Here is a 20,786-nt window from a genome sequence, read left to right as displayed (position 1 = left end):
AGGCAAAAGCACGGGTTAAGCAGGCAGCGGGAGGGCTGGGGAGGGTACTGGCGTATCGGCTACCCGGAGCGGGGCGGGCAGGGAGCCCGCCGGGTGGCGAGCCGGCATCCGCAGGGGCGGGGCCACGGCCAGCGTAAGCCCCATGATGCCGTAGAGGTAGGGTGGCCAATCGTAGGAAAACCCGTAGAGCAGGGCGCAGGCGGAAAAGCAGAGCAGCACGGCCGTATCGGGGGAGAGGGGCGCGGGTTGGCGGGCCCGTTTCAGCAGCTGCCAGATGGGAACGGCCAGCACCAGCAGCACCCCCAGAATACCGAAGTAAAACAGCCGGTCGAAGTAGAAGCTATGAAAGTGGTGGCCGGTGCGGTCGGCCCACACGGGCCGGTCACCGTCGCCGTAAAACTGCACGGGCAGCTCAAACCCTTCCAGGCGCATGCCGGCCACTGGGTGTTCTTCCACAAAAGGCAGGTAGGCCTCCATTTGCCTGAGTCGCCAGCTACCGGTGCCCTGCTTGTCGGCGTTGGTAATGTCGGCCACGTTGCTTTCCAGCTTGCGCAGTACCAGCGGGTTATCCAGCACCAGGGCGGTGCCCCCCAGGGCCAGCACCAGCCCCGGCAGCAGCAGCAGGGGCGTGAGGCGGTGGGTGCTAAGCCGCAGGCCCTCCACACGGTGGGTCACAATCAGCAGCAGGTTGAGGGCCAGAGCCAGGGCCGTAGTCAGCCACACCGTGCGGTGCTGCAAGAACACAATCAGCGCCAGTATCCCAAAAAACACCGCCAGGCGCAGCAGGCCCCCCCGCAGCAGGTACTGGTTGAAGTAGTACAGCGCCGGTAGCAGCAGCAGCAGGGCGGAAGTTACATCGAAGCCCCGCTCCGTATCCAGAAACGCCGTGAGGCTGAGGGCATCCGGATGGAAAAGGGCCAGGCTGGTAGCCAACCCCACCAGCACCAGCACCATTAGCAGGCCCATGGGCAGCGGGTGCTGCCGATAATAGCCATACAAAGCAAAAATAGGCAACAGGGCCAGCAGCTTGGCAAATACGTGCAGGTACACAAAGGGCGTACCCCAGCCACTGTAAGACTCCAGGGCCAGCAACCCCACAGCGGCTACCAGCACCAGCAGCCAGCGCCGCATCAATGAACTCAGCTGACGGAAATACAGGGCAATAAACAGCAGGGAAAAGCCCGTAATGGCGTAGTTGTACAGGCCCAGTCTGGGGTCATCGGGGTAGGCAATAACAAATTCCGTGAAGGCGCGGTCGGTCAGCAACACCAACAGAATAGGCAGCACGTGGCGGAAGCGAAGACTGATTTTCATAACTCCAAAGCAGGAATGGGACTACCCGTAGGCATGCGCACACCGGGTGCCCCCAGGGGCTGGCAGGCTTCCTCGTACACGGTGCGGGTGCGCCGGGCCGTGTGCTGCCAGGTAAAATCGAGCAGCCGCAGCTGTCCTAGCTGCACCAGCTCCCGGCGCAGGCGGGCGTCGGTGAGCAAGCGGCCCAGCTGCTCGGCCAGGGCGGCCGGTTGGTTAGGCGGGAAGTAGAGAGCCGCCTCGCGGGCAATTTCGGGAAAGCAGGAGGCCTGGCTGAGCAATACAGGGCACTGCTGCCCGTAGGCTTCCAGAATGGGTAGCCCAAACCCCTCGTACTCCGAAGGAAAAATAAAAGCCTGCGCCTGGCGGTACAGCAAGTTGAGCTGAGCATCGGAAACCGGCCCGAACTGATGGGCCCGGTCGGCCCAGCCAGCCCGCTGCAGCAGGGCATGCTCCGTGGGGGTAAAGGGCCCTCCCCCGGCGCATACCAGGTGCAAGCCTTGGGCCTGAGTTGCCGGGAGCAGGGCCAGAGCCTCTACCACGCAGCCAAAATTTTTGTACAGCGCCCGGCTACCCGTGAACAATACATAGCGTGCGGGCACGGGCAAAGCGGGGCCGGCCGAGGGATACTCCCGGTCGGTGTAGCCGTGGTACACTACCCGCACTTTTTCCGGGGCCACAGGAAGCAGCCGCAGGATGTCGGCCCGGGTGTGCTCCGATACGGCAATGATGCGGTCGGCCCGCTGGACTGTCCGTTCCAGGCGGCGGGCGTCCCGGTCGGGGTAGTGCTCCGGAAACAGGGCCGGAATCATGTCGTGGATGGTAACAACCAAGGGCTTGCCGGCCGGCAGCAGATCCAGAAAATAGTTGTCGTCCAGCAAGGTTGGGTGCAATACATCAAACTCGCCCCGCCGAATGGCCCGCCGCGAAGCCCGGTTATTGCAAAACTCAATTACCCGCCAGCGGGCCGGCAGCCGCGAGTTGGGCAGGAAGGTGCGGTGCTGCGAGTAGTGCCCGTCGCGCAGGTACAGGTTGTTGCTCAGCGCTACCGCCAGCTCCGACTCCCAGGTGGCATGACAGAGCAGCTCGTGGTGGTAGCGGGAGACGCCCCCAAAATCCTGGAGGGTAAACGCCTGATGATCGTACAGAACACGCATGGTTATACCAGTTCGGTTTCAGGATCGGGAAACAGGGCGGGATGCGGACGAACAGGAGCGGAGGAGACAACCGGGGTGGCTACGGGCTCATTATCCAGATGGGCTAGCCGGGCCGAAAAAGCAAGCAGCAAGTGCCCAAACCGGCCGGATGCCGCGTTGCCTTCCAGCAGGCGCTGGAGGATGCGGCGCAGCACGTGGCGCAGTTGGGCGGGCGGGGTGCCTACTGCAAAGGCCAGCAGCAGCAAGCCACCCGTTAGTATTTCAGTGAGCAATAGCGCGGCAGCGGGTACCGAGCCAGGGGGCAGCAGTTCCCGCACACCGGCAATACCGGCTGCCACCAGAACTCCGGCCAGCAAACCCGGCACGTAGGTGCTCAGCACATCCGTTGCGGAAACCTGCAGTACCCGGCGCATCAGGCCCAGGTACAGCACCGTCCGGAGTACCTCGCCGGCTACCACCGCCCCCGCTACGCCCAGCAGCCCGTAGCGGCTCAGACCCATAAACAGGCCGGTTAGCAACACCACGTACAGCAGGTTCAGCCAGAGCTTGGGCGTGAGCGTGGCCGTAGCATCACACACCACGCCGGCAAACATGGTCACCATGCTCAGGGCAAACGCCGCGCACACCACCCGCAGAATGGGTACCGCTGCCAGCCAGTCGGGCCCCAGCATCACGCGCACAATTTCGGGGGCAGCCACGGCGGCCCCGGCACAAATGGGAATTACCAGCGCGCCAACTAAGGTAATGCTGCTCAGGTACACGGCCCGGAGGCGGGGCCGGTCGGCCTGTACTTGGCTGAAAGAAGGAAAAACCACCTTCGACACGCTGGTAGTAAGCAGGTACACGGGCAAGCCAATCAGCATCCAGCCCCGGCTATAAATACCGAGGGCGGCGGCTCCCAGCAGGCGGCCAATCAGCAGCGTATCCAGGGAGCCGGTTACAAACTCCAGAAAGCTAATGGCCGACATGCGGCTGCCGTAGGCCACCAGCGGCCGGTACGTTTCCCACTCAAACAACGGCCGGATATCGTGGCGCTCGGCCAGGTAGCTCAGGATGGTGAGCAGCAAGCTCTGCCCCAGCGTTGCGGCTACCAGGCTCCAGACCCCGTACCCGTGCAGCGCCAGCCCAATACCCAGGCCGCCGTAGCCGAGCACGTAGGAAACCACCTCTATGATGGCCAAGGTGCGAAACTGCATGTGCCGGCGCAGCAGACTAAGGGCCGTGGCATTCAGGCCCGTGAGCAGCAGGCCGGCCGCCAGCACCCGCACCACGGGCACCACCTCGGGCTGCTGCACAATACTGGCGGCCAGCGGGGCCGCTGCCACCAGCAATGCCGCAAACACCAGGCTCAGCACCACCGAGGAGGTAAACGCCGCCCGCACATCGGCGCGGGTCAGCTCGGCCTTCTGAATGATGGCCTGCTCCATGCCCATCTGGGCAAAGTAAGACCCAAACCGCAGGATAACCCCGGCCAGGGCCACCAGCCCAAACGCCGCCGGACTGAGCAGCCGGGCCATGGTGGCTGTGTAGCCAATTTGCAGCAGGGCCGTAGTGATGGTGGCACCAGTGGTCCATTTTACGCCGTGCACGGCGGCAGTAGTCAGGTTTGATGCAGTGGAGGCCATGTAGGGGTACTATCCGGGTGAAAGGGGCAACGGACAGAGAAAAGCAGCGCGGTAGGGTGGGGAGGAGTGGAGTTGAAAAGCGAGAAGCCAGCAGCTCGCGGCTGATTGAGAACCGGCAGAAAGTAAGTGGCCCGCTCCTGGGTTTCGAGCCTAGTAGCCGTAGGAGTACGCCTTTTCCTTGTGGCGGTACTCGTAGGTTTTTGTGAAATGCATATCGTTGATAATCATATAGATTTGCTTGATTTTCTGCTCGTGGTGCAGCTCGTTGATCTGGCTGATGAGGCCCTTGTCGGTGTAGTTCTGGCGCACCACGTACACGTTGGCATCCAGGTGGCGCAGCAGCATAAAAAACTCGGCCACGTAGCCGGTGGGCGGGGTGTCTACCAACACGTAATCGTACTCCTGACGCAGGCGCTGCATCAGGTCGTCCATGCGGGCGCTTTCCAGCAGCTCGGTGGGGTTGGGCGGAACAGGGCCGCAGCACAGCACATCCAGGTTGCGTACTTGCGTGGTGCTGTGGCGGCACTCCTCAAACGTGCTCAGGCCCATCAGGTAGCTGCTCAGGCCGTGTTCGGCGCAGGCACCTTGCAGGTTGAAGTAGCCAGCCACGGTGGGGCGGCGCAGGTCACATTCCAGCAGCAGCACCCTGCGGCCACTGTGGGCTATTTCGGCCGCCAGGTTTACCGCACAAAAGGTTTTGCCCTCCCCCGGCACCGATGAGGTAACCCCGATGACCTTCTTATCGAGGCCGGCGGAGAGATACTGCAGGTTTACCCGTATCGACCGGAACGACTCGGCAATGGCGCCCTTCGGTTCGGTCAGCATCACTTCCTTGTCGTGCTTGCTGCCGTGGGCCACCACGCCCAGCAGCGGAATGTTGGTGATGCGCGAGAGGTCTTCCTTGCTTTGAATGCGGCGGTTGGCCTTATCCAGCATCAATGAGATACCCACTGGCACCACCAGCCCACCCAGCAGCGCAATCAGAACAACCAGGCCGGGCTTGGGAGCCGTGGGGCCGTCGCCGTTCATGCTGGCCACGTCCACTACTTTCTTATCGGTGGCGTTGGTGGCCAGGGCAATGGCCGCTTCGGCCCGCTTCTCAATCAGAAACTGGTAGTTTTTGTCGTTGAAGTCGGTTTTGCTTTTCAGCGTGGCCAGCTGGCGCTCATTCTCGGGTAGCAGGCTCATCGTGCCCTGAACCCGGCCCAGCTGGCTGTCCAGGTCGCGCAGGGCAATGTCGGCGGCGTGGGTCATGTTGGCCAGGGTCTGCACCAGGCTTTCCTTGGCCACCCGAATCCGCTCATCCATAATCGTGACCATGGGGTTTTCCACGGAGGCATTCACGCCCAGGGCCGCCCGCTGGCTGTTCAGGTCGGTGAGCTGAATAATCAGGTTGTTGACCACCGGGTCTTCAATGCCAATGCTGCTGGGAGCCGCCAGCTGCCCCGCCTGCTGGTGGGAGCGGAGGTAGCCGAGCATATTCTGGTAGTACTTGCGGTTGGTGGCCACCTTGGCCCGCAGCATTTGCAGCTCGCCCTGCTGCTGAATACCGCTGGCCGACTGCGCCCCCACATCCACTACGCCCCGCGCCACCCGGAAGGAGCTGAGCGCGGCCGTGGAGCGGCGCAGCGAATCCGATAGGTGCCCGATTTCCTTGTCCAGGAACGCCACGGTTTTCTGGCCGGTGAGGTTTTTGGTATGCAGGTCATTTTCCACGTACACCCGCATCAGCGTATCCAGAAACTGGATTTCCTTCTGGGGTACAGTGCCTTTGCTGGTCAGCTCAATAATGCGCGACTCCCGGTCGATGGGCCGGACGGCCAGGTGCTGCTGGTACTCGCCCGTTAGGCTGGTTCGGTCGTGCAGGAGCACAAAGTAGCGCTCCGTCACGTTCTGGGCCGGGTAACCGGGCTCGGCCTGGAGTACGGCCGTGAGCAGGGGAGTGCGCAGGGTGTCGCCGGGGCGCACCGTTTCGTTGAGGTGGGGGTTGAGCACCTCGCGCACCATTTCCCCGGTGGGCAGGCTGTAGAGCCGGCCCTTGTCGGCATCGGCCCGCACCTGGAAGCGCCCGTCGGCCATGGGCTCCACGTAAATGCGTACCCCGGTCAGCTGCGGGGCTGAGGCCAGGGGCCGCAGCCGGAACGGCACTGCACCCACCGGCCGCTCCTGCAGCTGCATATCACTCACCGTATTTAGCCAGGTGGTAGGCGCTACGTAATAAGAGGTTTCAAACGGCAGCCGCCGCAGGGCCTGCTGCACCATGTCGGCCGAGGTTAGCAGGCCGATTTCGTCCTCCATCTTGGTGCCCTTTTCCTTCACCTCCAGAATCTTGAGCAGTTCCTGGGCCTGTTTGGAGCCCGTGCCCTGGTCGCCGAGCAGCATAGTGGAGCGGAAGGCGTACACCGGCTGCTTTACCCGCAAATACAAGAAAGCTGCCAGGCCGGCCAGCACCAAGGCCACCAGAAACAGCGGCCAACGGTGCCGCAAACGGAAAAATAGCTCGTGCAGGTCGAGTTCGTCGGCGGAGGAGTGTGGGCGTTGTTCCATTACAATAGATAGTAGCAGGGTGAGGGAAGGCGACAGAGCAAGCGGATTGCGCTGGCTATAAAACTTTCAGGTAATTGAGCACCAGTACCACCGCCGAAATGCCGGCGAATACCAGGGCCAGGTTGCCGGCATTGCCCCGGGAGGTGCGGGCCTGCATGGGCTCCACGTACAGGGCATCGTTGGGCAGCAGGTAGAAATAGGGGGAAGCCAGTAGCCCCGGGTCGGTGAGGTCCAGCAGCACCACCTCCGAGCCCTTGGCCGTCTGGCGGATAAGCTTCACGTTCTGGCGGTTACCAAACTCAGTCAGGTCGCTGGCCAGACCCAGGCCCTCCAGCACGGTACACTGGGCGTTGTACACAAAGTAGCGGCCCGGATTGCGCACCTCACCCAGCACCGTTATCTTAAAAGAAAGCAGCTTTACCAGTACGTTGGCATCCCGCACAAACGTGCTTACCTTCTGCTTCACGGCCGTCTGGGATTCCTCTACGGTCAGGCCTGCTACCTTCAGCACGCCGGCCGTGGGCAGGGCAATGTTGCCGTTTTCATCCACGGAATAGCCCGTCAGGTACAGGTTGCCCGGGTCGCCGTTAAACACGGCCCGCGCATCCACCGTGTTAAACATGTCGTTGAGCTGGGGCTGCACGCTTTGTACCCGGATGCTGAGCACGTCGCCGGGTTGCAGGCGGTACTGCTGCCGCACATTGTCGGCCGTTACCGGGGTGCGGGTGTTATAGGTTTTTCCCTGCAGGTAGGGCAGGTTTTTCTGGGACACACAGCCATTCAACAACACCAGCCAGGGCAGCACAAGCAGTAAGTAACGAAGGCGTGAGAGTAGGAGCATACGGTAGAAAAAAGCTAGGGAGAAGAGTAAATGAGCAGGACAAAAAGTAAGCGGAGCCCGAATTTTGCCGACTTGCACTAGTATTGAATATTTCCATAAATGTATTGGATTGAAGCCGTAAAGTCAAGATAATTTTAAATTATTCTAGTATTTTTTTGCATTGATATAAGTGAAGTGCTGTGCCATGCTCCCAGGCTGCTTTCCGATAGTGTCAGAGTGCCGGCCGCGTGTTCTACCTTCGGGCTTCCAAGCATTCTATAGCCCGCCTATGAAAATCCTGTTGGTTGAAGACGAACCCAAGGTGGCCTCCTTCCTGCACCAAGGCCTCACGGAGCAGCACCACACCGTTGATTTGGCGGCTGATGGCGTGCTGGGCCTGCGCCTGGCCCTGGGTGGGCACTACGACTTGATTGTGCTGGACACGCTGCTGCCCGGCCTGAGCGGGTTGGAAGTGTGCCGGCAAGTGCGGGCTCAGGATACCAGCGTGCCCATCCTGATGCTCACGGCCCTCGGCGAAACCGACGATAAAATTCGGGGTCTTGATGCCGGGGCCGACGACTACCTGGTGAAGCCCTTCGCGTTCCAGGAGCTGCTGGCCCGCATCCGGGCCCTCACCCGCCGCCGTAACGAGCTGCCCTCCGACCCCGTGCTGCGCCTGGCCGACCTTACCCTGGACCCTTCCCGCAAGGTGGTACAGCGCGCCGGCCAAACGGTGCAGCTTACGGCCCGGGAATTTGCCCTGCTGGAGTACCTGCTGCGCAACCAGAACCGGGTGGTGTCCAGGGTAGATATTCTGGAGCACGTCTGGGAAACCTCTTTCGATACCGGCTCCAACGTCATCGACGTGTACATCAACTTCCTGCGCAAAAAGCTTGATAAGGACTTCACGCCCAAGCTTATCCATACGCTGGTGGGCATGGGCTACGTGATGAAGGAGGAGTAGATGAGTTGCTGGTTGCTAGTTGACGGTTGTTAGCTAGCCCAGAGTCCGGTAGAGTCTTTCGTAGAGCCCTCATAACCAACAATTACCAACCGATAACTAACAACTAGCAACCAGCAACTAGAAACTGCCCAATGTCTATCCGCACCCGCCTCACGCTGCAGTTTGTGGCTATTCTGGGAGTAACGCTGCTGCTGTTTTCCTCGGCCATTTACTTTTTTACCCAGCAGGCACGGCGCGAGGCATTCAGCGAGAGTCTGTTTGCCCGGGCCCGCATTGTGGCCCACGTATACCTGGATGGCACCCGCCGCAGCGACGAAGCCAGCCGGGCCTCATACCGCCTGTATTTGCGGCAGTTTTACCGCACCCTCCCCGAAGAGGAGGTGCGCGTGTTTGATGCGGACAACCAGGTGGTATTTGAGGAAGGCTTGGCCGGCCGCGTGGCTATACCGCTGGCCCTGCTGAATGCCGTGCGCGAAGATGGCCGCGAAATTCTGCTGGAAGACGACCACCGCCAGACCGTGGGCCTGCTCTACCGCGACGCCCTGCGCGGCGACTTTGTGGTGGTGGCCTCCTCCGTGGATGCCGACAGCCGCCAGAAGTTACAGGATCTGCTCACCGTCCTCACGTTTGGGCTGCTGGCCTCCTTCGTGATAGTGGGCATTGGGGGCTGGTTTTTTGCCGGCCAGGCCCTCAAGCCCATGCAGCGCATCATTCAGGAAGTAGACAGTATCACCGCCTCCGACCTGCACCGCCGCCTTTCCCAGGCCGATGGGCAGGACGAGGTTTCTCTGCTGGCCCAGCGCTTCAATAGCCTGCTCAACCGCCTGGAAACGGCGTTTGCCGGGCAGCGCACTTTTGTGCGGGATGCTTCCCACGAGCTCCGCACGCCGCTGGCGGCCATCATCGGGCAGTTGGAAGTGGCCTTGCTGCAGCAGGAGCGAAGCCAGCAGGAATACCGGCAGGTGCTGCAAAATACCCTGGATGCCGCCCGCCTGCTCAAGGACCTCACCAACGGGCTGCTGCAAATTGCCCGCGCCTCCGACGACCCCTCCCAGGTGCCCCGCTCCCTGGTGCGCCTGGATGAGCTGCTGCTGCAGGCCCACGAGGAGGTGCACCGCCGCCATCCCACCTGCCGCATCGACCTGGAGTTTTCCGAGTCCTCGGAAGTACCGAACCGCCTGCCCTTTGCTGTGTTGGGCAATGAGGCGCTGCTGCTCTCGGCCTTCCTCAACATTCTGGAAAATGCCTGCAAGTTTTCGGCCGCCTCTGCTCAGCCGGTAGTAGCCAGCCTGTTCTGCTCCCGCACCCGGGTGCGCCTAACCGTCCGCGACCAAGGCATGGGCATGACAGAGGCCGACCGGCAGCAGGTATTCGTTCCCTTCTTCCGGGCCGAGTCGGTGCGCACCGTGCCCGGGCACGGGATTGGGCTGCCGCTCACGGCCAAAATAATGGAGCTGCACGAGGGCGAAATCCGAATTGAAAGCCAGCTGGGACAGGGCACCGCCGTTAGCCTAGAACTGCCCTCTATTCTGTAGCCAAGGAGGGAGGTTTAACGGGAGAAAAATCGCCAGTAAGATGCCGCGTAAGCCGTTGAACAACAAAGTATACCGTTTTTAACTGGATTTTAATTCACTTTTAATTAGGTCTTAACGAGGTGGCTGTAGACTTGCAGTAAATCCGCTACGCAAAGACGTTGCGCGGCGGGCTTTCTGCTCTTTCTCCCTCCCCTCGTTTGTATGATTGAAGTTGCTCCCTCCGCTGCAACTTCCACGGGCCGCACGCCTTCTGGTGTGCCATCCTCGCCGTGGAAGCACCTTGGCAAAGATTTACCGGCTGGGCTGGTTGTTTTTTTGGTAGCCTTGCCGCTGTGCTTGGGCATCTCGCTGGCCTCGGGTGCCCCGTTGCTAGCGGGCATTATTGCGGGCATCGTAGGGGGCTTGGTCGTTTCCTGGGTTAGCAATTCCCCTTTGAGCGTGAGCGGACCCGCGGCCGGGCTTACGAGCATTGTGCTGGCGTCTCTGCAGTCGTTGCAGTCGTTTCAGGCTGTGCTGGCTGCCGTCGTTATTGCTGGTATCATTCAGGTTGTGCTGGGGGTAGTGAAGGCCGGTATTGTGGGCATGTATTTTCCAACCTCCGTTATCCGGGGTATGCTGGCCGCCATTGGCCTGACCCTTATTCTGAAGCAGATTCCGCACTTGGTAGGCGCCGACGCCGACTATTTCGAGGATATGACCTTTCTGCAGTTTGATGGCCAGAATACGTTTTCGGCTATTGAGCGGGCCATGCGGGGAATTGGGGCCGGTTCGGCTTTGGTGGGGTTGGTTTCCTTGGGTGTGCTATTCCTCTGGGACGACGTTATTGCCAAGCGCCTCCGGGTTCTGCGGCTAGTGCCCAGCGCGCTGGTGGTGGTACTGCTCTCCATTGGGCTGAACAACCTGCTCGACCAGGCTGCGCCCGTGCTGCGTATCCGGCCAGAGCACTTGGTTAGTCTTCCCAACATCTCCTCCTGGCAAGACTTCATTGGCTCCTTCACCCAGCCCGACTGGACGGCCCTGCAGCGGCCGGGCTTTTTCGTGGTGGCTTTCACCATTGCCATTGTCGCGTCCCTGGAGTCATTGCTGAGTGTGAAAGCCGTGGATAAGCTGGACCCGCATAAGCGCATTACACCCACCAACCGGGAGCTGGTAGCGCAGGGCACCGGCAACATCATCAGCGGCTTGTTGGGTGGTTTGCCTATCACGGCGGTTATCGTGCGGAGCTCAGCCAACATCAACGCGGGTGGTCAAACGCGCATGGCAGCCTTCAGCCACGGTATTCTGCTGCTCGTTAGCCTGCTGTTTCTGGAGTCAATCCTGAATCAGGTACCGTACTCGGCGCTGGCCGCCGTGCTGCTGATTGTGGGCTACAAGCTCACCAAACCGGCTTTGTACATTACCCAGTGGCGCTTGGGCTGGCAGCAGTTTCTGCCCTTCATCATCACCATTGTGGCCATTCTGTTCACCGATCTGCTGAAAGGAGTATCCATTGGGCTAGCCGTGGGCATCTTCTACATCCTCAAGGCCAATTATGAGTCGGCTTACTTCCTGAGCAAACCGGCCGCTATGCAGGCCGGCCCCATTCACCTCAAGTTATCCGAGCAGGTTTCCTTTCTCAATAAAGCCAGCATCGTGAAGGTGCTGGATGAGCTGCCCGATGATACGCAGGTACTAATTGATGGCTCCAATTCTTCCTTCATTGACTACGACGTGCTGGAAGCCATTGAAAACTTTCGCCTGGCTGCCCCTGAGCGAGGTATTCAGCTGGAGCTACGAGCTATTCCGCAGGTACAGGTGCTCGGGCATTAGGGCAAAATGGTGTAGTTGGTTCCGTTCATTTTCTCACTTGAGTTATTACACTAAAGAATCACGATACCGCAGCGAGGGTTACCGCCACCGCTGCACACTATCATCGGGCGTAGTCTGAGGGGAGTGCGCTTTCGATGTGTGGAACCGCCCTATTCATTGGATAGGGCGGTTTTTTGCGTCTCAGGAAGTAGCTTCACCTTGGTATAAGCTAAAACGCTGCCCAAAACCCTGACCAATGCCGGCCCCCTTGCGCTGTTATTGCGTAGGCAGAAGCTCAACTATCGAACTTGCCCCCTATGAACGCCATTTATTTCACTGAATACGGCCCGGCCGATGTGCTGCGCTACGGCGAGCAACCCACCCCTACGCCCAAATCCGACCAGATTCTGGTGCGGGTGCGGGCCAGCAGCATCAACCCCATCGACTGGAAAGTGCGCAACGGCGACATGAAGCTGGTAACGGGCCAGCGCTTTCCCAAAATTCCGGGTCGGGATGTGGCCGGGGAGGTTGCCGCCGTGGGCAACCACGTAACGCGCTTTAAGGTGGGCGACCGGGTGTACGGAATGCCCAATGAGGGCGTGGGCAACGCCAATGCGGAATACGCGGTACTGGCGGAGTCGGTGGCGGCGTTTATTCCGGAAAAGCTCAGCTTTGAGGAAGCCGGAGCCGTGCCGCTGGCCGCCCTCACGGCTCTGCAGGGCCTCCACGACCACGGGCAACTGCTCTCCGGCGACCGGGTGCTCATAAACGGCGCTTCGGGGGGCGTGGGCATGTTTGCGGTGCAGATAGCCAAGGCCCTGGGGGCCGGTGAGGTAATTGGCGTGTGCGGCCCCGATAACCAGGAACTGGTGCGTAGCCTGGGGGCCGATACGGTGCTCAACCACGAGGAGCAGGACTTCACCAAAAACCGCAGCCACTACGATATTGTGTTTGATGCCGTGGGCAAAAGTAGCTTTTCGGCCAGCCAGCTGGCCCTGCGCCGCAACGGCCGCTACGTAACCACCACGCCCGAGCCGGCCCTGCTCATCACCGATAAGCTGGCCGCTGCCCTTACCACCAAATCGGCCCATATGTTCTTCGCCAAGGAGCGCGGCACAGATCTGGCCCTGATTTCGGCCTGGCTGCAGGCGGGCACTATACGCGTGGTAATTGACAAAACTTTCCCGCTCAGCGAAACGGCCGAGGCTCACCGCTACAGCGAAACCGGCCGCGCCGCTGGTAAGATTGTGCTTGCAGTAGAGTAAGCAACGGAACGTAAAACGAAGGTACACAAATGCAACTTAGTTGCATTTGTGTACCTTCGTGCGTTGTATGGCCAGCCCAGTAGGGTAGGCTCCTCTGCAATAAGATTCGTTAACTACTTGATAATGGAGCCAAACAGCAGTGTGGAAGTGGTAATTATTGGCGGGAGCTACGCGGGTTTGGCGGCGGCCATGTCGTTGGGGCGGGCGTTGCGCACGGTGCTGGTGCTGGATAGTGGGCAGCCCTGCAACCACCAAACACCCCACTCGCACAATTTCCTGACTCAGGACGGGGAAACGCCGGCTGCAATTCGGGCCAAAGCCCTGGCCCAGGTGCTGCACTACCCCACTGTGCAAGTGGTAGAGGAGCAAGCCGTGCAAGCCGAAAAAACGCCGGCTGGGTTCTTGGTCACTTCTGCCAGCGGCCAGCTCGTTGCGGCCCAGAAGCTGATTTTCGCGACGGGAATTGAGGACCTGATGCCCGCCCTGCCAGGCTTTGCGGAGTGCTGGGGCATCAGCGTGCTACACTGCCCGTATTGCCACGGGTATGAGGTGCACGGCCAGCCCCTGGGCGTGCTGGGCAACGGCGACACCGGCTTCCTGCAGGCCCGCCTGATCAGGAACTGGACCCCCCAACTCACGCTGTTCACTAATGGCCCTTCCACCCTCAGCCCGCAGCAAACCCTGCAGTTGCGGGAAGCCGGAATACGCACGGAGGAAGCCCCACTGCAGGCCCTGCACCATAAGCGGGGGCAACTGCAGCAAGTGGTGCTGCATGGGGGCAGGCAGGTACCCTTGGCAGCCTTGTTTGCGCATGTGCCTTTCCGGCAGCACTGCGAGCTGCCGTTGCTGCTGGGCTGCACCCTCACGGAAAGCGGCCATCTGCAGGTAGATGACTGGCAGAAAACCTCGGTGCCCGGCGTGTACGCGGCCGGAGACGCCACTACGCCCATGCGCACAGTAGCCGTAGCCGTAGCGGCCGGCACCAAGGCCGGGGCCTTCGTCAACCATGAGCTGCTGGCGCTGTAAATAAGTAGGTTGACTAGCTGCTTTCCCGCGTGAAGGCAATGAGTAGAGCCCCGCCGGCCATGAGGGCGGCACCCAGAATTATCTGCCAGGTAACCTTCTCTTTCAGAAAAAACACAGCCAGCAGGATGGAAAACACCAGCGAGATTTTATCGAAGGAAGATGTGCGCGAAGCTTGCCCCATTTTGAGGGCCTGAAAGGAAAACAGGGAGGATAGGCAGGTAATGATGCCGGCGGCAATCAGAAAGCCCCAGGTGCGGCGGTCAATTTCGGCAACCTGCCCCAGGTGCCCCTGCCAGGCCACTACGCCCCAGGCCACCGATACAATCAGGACCGACTGGATGGCGAAGGCCACGCTGGCTTCAATATTCTTGACGCCTACTTTTGAAAGCGTAACTACTACGGCAGCCGACAAAGCGGCCAACAACGAAAAAACTACCCACATAACGGCTTGCCAAAGAATGCGTGGTAGGCAGTACGCAGCTTGCTGGTTTGTAGCCGAACTGCCGCTCCGGAAACCCAGTGCCGACCCGTAGCGGCGCTAACTTGCGGCTGAAGTATCTTGCGTAGGTTTCCCAAGTCGTTTCGGGTCTTTTTAGGCTACTGGAGTATATGAAAAAGCTTGTTTGGATGTGTTGGCTTGGCATGGGCAGTTCGGCGGTGTTCTGGCCGGCAACGAGCCAGGCGCAGGCAAAGGCGGCGTCCGTGCCTGGGCTACCCGAGCCGCCCGGCACCGCCCGCGTGGCCGACAACCTGTTCATGGACGAAACCGAGGTGGCCAACCTGCACTGGCTGGAGTATCTCCACTTCATCCGCCGCGACTCCACCCTGGCCTTCTTTCGGGCGCAGCTGCCGGACTCCACCGGCTGGCAGCCCGTGCCCGACCCGGAGCAGACCACCCCGCCCCAATCCTACTTCCGGGCACCGGCTTACCGCTACCATCCGGCCACGGGAGTAAGCTACGAGCAGGCGCAGGCCTATTGTCGCTGGCGCAGCGCCGTAGTAAACCGCAGCTATTTCCGGAGCGCGGAGTTTCGCAAGCAGCACCCTGAACTACGCGACTATGAGGTAACGGTGCAGTACCGCCTGCCTACGGAAGCGGAGTGGGAGCAGGCTGCTGCTGGTGGACTGCCAGCGGGTACACGACCCTTTGAGCTGGTCCAAACCCGCTCTGTGCGCAAGCCCAAGCCCTGCAAGCTCAATGAGTCGGAGGAGCTGGTAGCCTGCCTGGACGCTCAGCAGCTGGCTCATCCCGCCACCGAAACTGCCTACGAACTGCCCTACAACCTGCGGGAAAATTACTATCTGGCGGGTAGCAACCAGGTATTTGCCTGCGCGCCGGGCAAAGAAAAATTCCCCGTGCAGCCCATTACCATCGGGCCGCCCAATGGGTTCGGCCTCCAGAATGTCATTGGGAATGTGGCCGAAATGACGGCAACAAAAGGCGTGGCCAAAGGAGGCTCATTCAAAACCTCGGTGCAGGGCCTTACTCTCAGTGCCCGGCAGGCCTACCAAGGCCCGCAAAACTGGCTGGGCTTCCGGTGTATAGCCACTGTGCGCATGGTGCGCAAATGAGGTAGAAGAGCTGACAAGCGGGGAGAGCTAAGAGCCGGGGCGCTGTTGTCCTAAGTAGCGCAAAGAACCTTACCACGCTGGAACCGGGCTCATAAGAGTGGCTTGTTCCGGCGAAGTAAGGTTCTTTGCGCTACTCAGGATGATGGCCCCTTCAGCGTAGCTCTTGTAATTCAGTTCTCCTCATTCACTTTCCAAACCGGAAAGCTAGGCCGGCCCCAACGGTGAAGCCGCCCGCATTGGCCGTAAGGCCGTGGCTCGCCGTAACATCAAGACGCAGGCCGGGGGCGGGGCGGTAGTAGAGGCCCGAAGTGAGGCCGGGCCGCCAGCCCTGCTGCCGCTGCCAGGTAGCGTAGGTTTCGGCCAGGAAGCCAACGTGCGTGCCTGCGCCAATGGGGCCATTGAGGGCCAGGGTGGTCAGGTACTGGCCCTGTTTGGTGCCCTCGGCCTTGAAACCGCGCTGCCGAAAGCCAAAGTTGCCTTCCAGGCCAAACCGTTGCCCTAATTGCTGCGACACCAGCAAGCGGCCACCGGGTTCAAATTGTTTTTCCCCGAAGCTGGTATCCCCGTTGCGCAGGTTCATATCCAGCAGTACCACCACCTGGGAGCGGGCGTTTTGAGTGGTAGAGGCCAGAAACTTGGCGCCTACGTTCAGGGGCGCAAATCCGGCCGGGCCAGCGTAAGGCGTAGGCGCACCGTCGGAAGGTAGCAGCTGCGCGGCTGGGGTGAGCAGGTAGTGCTGGGTGGCGCGCAGCTCAATGTGGTTGAAAAAGCCTACCCGCAAGGTACTGCCCCAGGCCGAGCGGCCCGCGTAGCCCACGTTGCTGCCCGCATCGTAGCGGGTAAGGCCGGTTTCCAGTTGAAACTGGCCGGGGTAGAGCATATTGGTGGTGATTGTCTGCCCGGGCCGGTCGGGGCGGATAAGCCGCACAAAAGGCGACTCGCCGTTGTTGAGGCCGGGGTCAGTGGTCTGGGCCAGGGTGCAGGTCGGGCCCGCAAGCAGCAGGGCTCCGGCAGTCAGCAGAGTGGTCTTTCGCATGCAGTATCGACATCCGGTGGTCAAGAATAGTTCGATTTTTCAAAGATGCTGTAACCCAAGCTCAATTCCTGCGTTGCCCTAGCTGGATGTGATAACAGGGTAAAAAAGGCGAAACCCTCATACCGTTTCCCGCAAAAAAGGCCGGACATGAGTCCGGCCTTTTTTGTGTATAATAAAGAAATGAATGAGCTATTCTGCTTTTTTAATAGCCTCAATAGCGGCCTGCACCGTAGCTTGCTGGTCGGCGGGCTTGCCTTGCTTGGCCTTTTCCAGCATAGCCAGAATGGGCTCGTCCACGCCGTACTTCTTGTACTGCACGGCCAGTTTTTGCAGGCGCTCCGTGCCTTCTTTCAGCACCGTTGCGTCGTTGAGGCGGGCCATGAAGCCAGCTACGCTTTCCAGCATCTGAAACTGCCCCTGGGGCCCGGCCGTGTCGAACTGGTTGCGCACGTAAGTCCAGGTGCTAGCGTCGCCCTGGGTGGCGTACACGTTGGCAATGGCAGTTGCCACGTTGCCTTTGGCGCCAGCTTCCAGCGCCTTAGCGCGCGCGAGGGCGGCTTTGGGCTGCACTTCGGCCAGGCCTTCCAGGGCCGCGCCCTGCACCGCGTACGACTGGCTTTCGAGGGCTTTAGTAAACGTCTTTTCGTCCTTTTTATCTTGCACCTGGCCGAGGGCACCAAGCAACGCCGCCTGCACGTTGGTATTTTTCTCCTGAGCAAACTGCTTGCGAAGGGCAGGGGCGGCGGCTTTCTGCACTGCCTTGTCATCTAGCTTCAGGGCAGCAATGGAGGCCATTCGAATGCCGGTGTACTTGTCGTTGAGGCCTGAAAGGAGGAGCTGGCGGGCGGTGGCGTCGGTAGCTGGCTTGGTAGCGGCAGCAGCAATGGCCTCGCGGCGGTCAACGTAGCGCGGGCCGTTCTTGTACTGATAGGCAAACTCCTCCAGGGACTTGTTATCGGTTTTCTGCCACAGCAGCACTTTTTCAGCATCCACATTTACCAGCGTGGGCTTGCTGGCTGCCGGGAAACGGAAGTTTTCGGTGGCCTGGCGCATCATCACTTGGTGGCGCTGGGGTTTACCGTTCACGTACACATCCACTGCCAATGGCAACTGGAAGGGCTGGCCGGGCTGGGTTTGCTTAATGGTCACGGTCTGCTGCTTGGCCCCAGCGTCGTAGCCATAATCAATGGTTACCACGGGGTGGCCGCTGCCAAAGTACCACTGGTTGAAGAACCAGTTCAAATCCTGGCCCGATACGGACTCCAGGGCCAGGCGCAGCTGGTGAGCCTCACCGTTGCCGAACTTGTTATCGGTGAGGTACTTTTTCAGGCCGGCGAAGAATACGTCGTCGGTGAGGTAGCTACGCAGCATGTTCAGAATCTGGCCGCCCTTCTGGTAGCTCACCAGGTCAAACATGTCCTCCTTGTCGGCGTAGTGGAAGCGCACGAGCTGCTTCTGGGCGTCGCGGGGACTGCGCAGGTAGTTGCGCATATTCATGTAGGCGTGGGCGTCGCCGGCGTCCTGGCCGTACTTGTACTCGGCCCAGAGGGCTTCCGAGAAGTCGGCAAACGACTCGTTCACCGTCAGGTTGCTCCAGCTTTCGGCCGTTACCAAATCCCCAAACCACTGGTGGAACAGCTCATGGGCAATAACCGATTCGCCGTTGGCATACTCGGCATCCAGGGCTTCACGGGCATCTTTTTGCAGAAACTCGCCGTGCAGGGTGGCCGAGGTATTTTCCATGGCCCCACTCACGTAGTCGCGCACCACAATCTGGGCATACTTATTCCAGGCGTAGTCCACCCCTAAGCGGCGGGAGAAAAACTCCAGCATCTCGGGCGTGTTGCCGAAAATCTGCTTAGCGTAGGGTGCATACTTGGGCTCCAGATAGTAGCTCACCTCCTTACCGCGCCAGGTATCCTTGTAAATCTTGAAGTCGCCCACGGCCATCATAAACAGGTAAGGCGAGTGGGGCAGCTCCTGCTTCCAGGTGTCGGTGCGCAGGCCGGGGCCGGCGGGCGTCTGGCTCACCAGGGCGCCGTTGCTCAGCGTTACGTAGCGGCTGGGTACCGTCATGCTGATTTCGGCGGTGGTTTTCTGATTGGGCTTGTCGATGGTGGGGAACCAGGCCGAGGAAGCCTCCGTCTCACCCTGCGTCCAGATCTGGCGGGGCTTGCCGGCCTCGGTGCTGTCGGGGTTGATAAAGTACAGGCCTTTGGCATCGTTGATGGCCGCCGAGCCTTTCACTTTCAGCTCATTGGGCTTGGCCACGTACTCCAGGTACACGGTGTACTGCTGGCCGGGCGTGTAGAGCTTATCCAGGTCGATGTCCAACTGCTCGTTGTTGTAGCGGTACTTCAGCGTCTTGGTGTTCGAGCCGTCCACCATCGTTACCGATTTGATGTCCATGCCCTTGGCATCGAGGCGCAGGGAGTCGGTAGCGTAGCCCACGGGTTGCAGCGTCACCCACTCCTTGCCGATGAGCTGGCGCTTGGCATAATCAAAGCGTACATCCAGCTTGGTGTGCACCAGGGCGTTGACCTTGCGGGCCGATTCGCGGTACATCTTCAGGGTGGTTGTATCGGCGGGAGCAGCTTGCTGGGCCAGGGCCGGAGCCGCAGCCAGCAGGCCCAGGCTTAGTAGAAAAGCTTTTGTCATAGCAGGAAGAGGGAAAATAGATTTGAGGATGCTAGTTGCGAACTTTTTGCCACAGCTGCGCAGTCACTACCACAATGATTAGCACAAGGCAGAAGGTTGACCAAATGTATAAAGCGGTACTATGCAAAACAAGGTACCTTTTGAAATATTTAACACAGCTGTTAAACGCTGCCCGATAGCCTAGCCGGTACACGTGTACTTACAAGAGGCAAACCACATGTTCTCATGGTAGTTTGGTGCCGGGGCTATTGTGTTTGCCTCGTTTTCGATAGGTTGCAAGGCAGCGCCTAGGCCGTTGCGCTTAGTAGTTCGGGGCGCAGCCTATTCTTAGCTTGACCTAGTCTACAGGGTAGGGGCATCCTAAACAGCCGCAACGATGCAGCTAAATCGGGGTCTGTACCCACACACCATCTTCCATACTATGAAAAACACTCTTCGCCTACTAATCTTTCTGCTGCTCCTAAGCCCCGCCGCCTTTGCCGCCAAAGTGGATACGCTGGATATTCCCAGTGCCGCCATGCAACGGACGTACCGCGCCGCAGTGGCCTTGCCGGCTTCCTACGCCAAAAACAAGAAGGCTAATTACCCGGTGCTCTACCTGCTGCACGGCGCCTACGGCCACTTCTCCGACTGGAGCAGCAAAACGCCCGACAAAACCCTTATTCACCGCCTCGCCGACCAGTACAACCTCATCATTGTGATGCCCGAGGGCGAGACGTTCAGCTTCTACCTCGACTCGCCGGTGAACAAGGCCAGCCAGTTCGAAACCTATCTTACCAAGGAGGTTATTGGCAAAATTGACCAGACCTACCGTACCGTAGCGCGCAAAGAAGGCCGGGTTATTTCGGGCCTTTCCATGGGCGGGCACGGGGCGCTGTACCTCTCAGGGCGGCATCCGGAGCTATTTGCGGCGGCCGGTAGCATGAGCGGAGCCTTGGATATGAGCGTGACCAATCGGAAACTCAATCCGCAGGAAGCTCAGCAGCGGCAGTCGTTATTCAACCCTATCCTCGGCCCTGAAACGCCCGCGCCCAGCCTGTACAGCGCCAACTCAGTAGTGAATATGGCCGATAAGCTCTATACCAACGGCCTGCCCCTCATTATCGACTGCGGCGTGGATGATTTCCTCATCGACATCAACCGGGAAGTGCACCGCCGCCTCGTGTACAACCACACGCCCCACGACTACACCGAGCGGCCCGGCGCCCATACCTGGGAGTACTGGCAAAACGCGTTGCCCTACCACGTGCAGTTCTTTCAGCAGGTGCTGACCCAGGGTGGGGTAGCAGTGAAGTAGAAACGCAATATTTTGCTTCTTGTTGTTGGATAACGCGGGGGCAAGTACCCAGTTCCGGCCGTTCTAACAGGAGATGCGAAGTGTCGCGCCTCTATATCGGTAGGCTAATTTGGTAGGCGCAGGAGCAGTTCCTGAACAGTGTAGAGACGCAATATTTTGCGTCTCGTCGTTGAACGTCGCGTAAC

15 protein-coding genes are annotated in these 20,786 nt (G+C 60.0%); 7 read left to right on the top strand and 8 right to left on the bottom strand.

Features of this window, described 5'->3' with window-relative positions; genetic code table 11:
• Nucleotides 1-15: 15 nt before the first annotated feature.
• The 5 genes from ROI90_RS02030 to ROI90_RS02010 all read right to left on the bottom strand — a co-directional run bounded on the left by ROI90_RS02030 (nt 16) and on the right by ROI90_RS02010 (nt 7,481).
• Entirely contained in the window at nt 16-1,314 is a 1,299-nt protein-coding gene (locus ROI90_RS02030) for an O-antigen ligase family protein (protein ID WP_315996672.1), read from the bottom strand.
• Nucleotides 1,311-2,468, bottom strand: a complete 1,158-nt coding sequence (locus ROI90_RS02025) for a glycosyltransferase family 4 protein (RefSeq protein WP_315996671.1) — start codon at nt 2,466-2,468, stop codon at nt 1,311-1,313. The genes ROI90_RS02030 and ROI90_RS02025 overlap by 4 nt, the downstream gene beginning before the upstream one ends.
• Nucleotides 2,469-2,470: 2 nt before the next feature.
• Nucleotides 2,471-4,093 carry a lipopolysaccharide biosynthesis protein gene (locus tag ROI90_RS02020; protein WP_315996670.1) on the bottom strand — a complete coding sequence of 541 codons (1,623 nt, stop codon included), beginning with the start codon at nt 4,091-4,093 and terminating at the stop codon, nt 2,471-2,473.
• A gap of 150 nt (nt 4,094-4,243) precedes the next feature.
• On the bottom strand, nt 4,244-6,640 hold the full coding sequence (locus tag ROI90_RS02015) for a polysaccharide biosynthesis tyrosine autokinase (protein ID WP_315996669.1): 2,397 nt from the start codon (nt 6,638-6,640) through the stop codon (nt 4,244-4,246).
• Between the two features lie 55 nt (nt 6,641-6,695).
• Nucleotides 6,696-7,481 (bottom strand): polysaccharide biosynthesis/export family protein, encoded by a 786-nt coding sequence (locus ROI90_RS02010; protein ID WP_315996668.1) that lies wholly within the window; start codon nt 7,479-7,481, stop codon nt 6,696-6,698.
• Between the two features lie 268 nt (nt 7,482-7,749).
• On the opposite strand from ROI90_RS02010, the gene ROI90_RS02005 reads away from it, so the two are divergent.
• From ROI90_RS02005 to ROI90_RS01985, 5 genes are all read left to right on the top strand, one after another.
• On the top strand, nt 7,750-8,424 hold the full coding sequence (locus ROI90_RS02005; protein ID WP_315996667.1) for a response regulator transcription factor: 675 nt from the start codon (nt 7,750-7,752) through the stop codon (nt 8,422-8,424).
• 131 nt (nt 8,425-8,555) lie between these two features.
• Nucleotides 8,556-9,959 carry a sensor histidine kinase gene (locus tag ROI90_RS02000; protein ID WP_315996666.1) on the top strand — a complete coding sequence of 468 codons (1,404 nt, stop codon included), beginning with the start codon at nt 8,556-8,558 and terminating at the stop codon, nt 9,957-9,959.
• A gap of 201 nt (nt 9,960-10,160) precedes the next feature.
• Entirely contained in the window at nt 10,161-11,768 is a 1,608-nt protein-coding gene (locus ROI90_RS01995) for a SulP family inorganic anion transporter (protein WP_315996665.1), read from the top strand.
• 296 nt (nt 11,769-12,064) lie between these two features.
• A complete protein-coding gene (locus tag ROI90_RS01990; protein ID WP_315996664.1) occupies nt 12,065-13,012 on the top strand; it encodes an NAD(P)-dependent alcohol dehydrogenase in 948 nt (315 codons plus the stop codon).
• 123 nt (nt 13,013-13,135) lie between these two features.
• The gene (locus ROI90_RS01985) at nt 13,136-14,038 is read left to right on the top strand and encodes an NAD(P)/FAD-dependent oxidoreductase (RefSeq protein ID WP_315996663.1); all 903 of its coding nucleotides are present in this window, start codon (nt 13,136-13,138) and stop codon (nt 14,036-14,038) included.
• A gap of 13 nt (nt 14,039-14,051) precedes the next feature.
• Here the strand turns inward: ROI90_RS01985 and ROI90_RS01980 are convergent, their stop codons facing one another.
• Nucleotides 14,052-14,480 carry an EamA family transporter gene (locus tag ROI90_RS01980; protein WP_315996662.1) on the bottom strand — a complete coding sequence of 143 codons (429 nt, stop codon included), beginning with the start codon at nt 14,478-14,480 and terminating at the stop codon, nt 14,052-14,054.
• Nucleotides 14,481-14,647: 167 nt separating this feature from the next.
• Here ROI90_RS01980 and ROI90_RS01975 point away from each other — a divergent pair, with 167 nt between their 5' ends.
• Nucleotides 14,648-15,610, top strand: coding sequence for a formylglycine-generating enzyme family protein (locus tag ROI90_RS01975; protein WP_315996661.1), 963 nt, complete (start codon nt 14,648-14,650; stop codon nt 15,608-15,610).
• 184 nt (nt 15,611-15,794) lie between these two features.
• Here ROI90_RS01975 and ROI90_RS01970 read toward each other — a convergent pair whose 3' ends face one another.
• Together ROI90_RS01970 and ROI90_RS01965 are read right to left on the bottom strand one after the other, a co-directional pair.
• A complete protein-coding gene (locus tag ROI90_RS01970) occupies nt 15,795-16,646 on the bottom strand; it encodes a transporter (RefSeq protein ID WP_315996660.1) in 852 nt (283 codons plus the stop codon).
• Between the two features lie 189 nt (nt 16,647-16,835).
• Nucleotides 16,836-19,304, bottom strand: coding sequence for a M1 family metallopeptidase (locus ROI90_RS01965; RefSeq protein ID WP_315996659.1), 2,469 nt, complete (start codon nt 19,302-19,304; stop codon nt 16,836-16,838).
• A gap of 421 nt (nt 19,305-19,725) precedes the next feature.
• Here ROI90_RS01965 and ROI90_RS01960 point away from each other — a divergent pair, with 421 nt between their 5' ends.
• On the top strand, nt 19,726-20,601 hold the full coding sequence (locus ROI90_RS01960; protein WP_315996658.1) for an alpha/beta hydrolase: 876 nt from the start codon (nt 19,726-19,728) through the stop codon (nt 20,599-20,601).
• Nucleotides 20,602-20,786 lie beyond the last annotated feature (185 nt).

The organism is Hymenobacter endophyticus (assembly GCF_032464715.1).
GTDB lineage: Bacteria > Bacteroidota > Bacteroidia > Cytophagales > Hymenobacteraceae > Hymenobacter > Hymenobacter endophyticus.
This window is presented reverse-complemented; position numbering and strand designations above follow the sequence as displayed.

Bases quoted from the DNA above. Each gene is read 5' to 3' on its own strand.
- ROI90_RS01965 (WP_315996659.1), bottom strand. From the start codon at position 19,304: ATGACAAAAGCTTTTCTACTAAGCCTGGGCCTGCTGGCTGCGGCTCCG.
- ROI90_RS02005 (WP_315996667.1), top strand. From the start codon at position 7,750: ATGAAAATCCTGTTGGTTGAAGACGAACCCAAGGTGGCCTCCTTCCTG.
- ROI90_RS02000 (WP_315996666.1), top strand. From the start codon at position 8,556: ATGTCTATCCGCACCCGCCTCACGCTGCAGTTTGTGGCTATTCTGGGA.
- ROI90_RS01995 (WP_315996665.1), top strand. From the start codon at position 10,161: ATGATTGAAGTTGCTCCCTCCGCTGCAACTTCCACGGGCCGCACGCCT.
- ROI90_RS02020 (WP_315996670.1), bottom strand. From the start codon at position 4,093: ATGGCCTCCACTGCATCAAACCTGACTACTGCCGCCGTGCACGGCGTA.
- ROI90_RS01975 (WP_315996661.1), top strand. From the start codon at position 14,648: ATGAAAAAGCTTGTTTGGATGTGTTGGCTTGGCATGGGCAGTTCGGCG.
- ROI90_RS02010 (WP_315996668.1), bottom strand. From the start codon at position 7,481: ATGCTCCTACTCTCACGCCTTCGTTACTTACTGCTTGTGCTGCCCTGG.
- ROI90_RS01960 (WP_315996658.1), top strand. From the start codon at position 19,726: ATGAAAAACACTCTTCGCCTACTAATCTTTCTGCTGCTCCTAAGCCCC.
- ROI90_RS02025 (WP_315996671.1), bottom strand. From the start codon at position 2,468: ATGCGTGTTCTGTACGATCATCAGGCGTTTACCCTCCAGGATTTTGGG.
- ROI90_RS01980 (WP_315996662.1), bottom strand. From the start codon at position 14,480: ATGTGGGTAGTTTTTTCGTTGTTGGCCGCTTTGTCGGCTGCCGTAGTA.
- ROI90_RS01990 (WP_315996664.1), top strand. From the start codon at position 12,065: ATGAACGCCATTTATTTCACTGAATACGGCCCGGCCGATGTGCTGCGC.
- ROI90_RS02030 (WP_315996672.1), bottom strand. From the start codon at position 1,314: ATGAAAATCAGTCTTCGCTTCCGCCACGTGCTGCCTATTCTGTTGGTG.
- ROI90_RS01985 (WP_315996663.1), top strand. From the start codon at position 13,136: ATGGAGCCAAACAGCAGTGTGGAAGTGGTAATTATTGGCGGGAGCTAC.
- ROI90_RS01970 (WP_315996660.1), bottom strand. From the start codon at position 16,646: ATGCGAAAGACCACTCTGCTGACTGCCGGAGCCCTGCTGCTTGCGGGC.
- ROI90_RS02015 (WP_315996669.1), bottom strand. From the start codon at position 6,640: ATGGAACAACGCCCACACTCCTCCGCCGACGAACTCGACCTGCACGAG.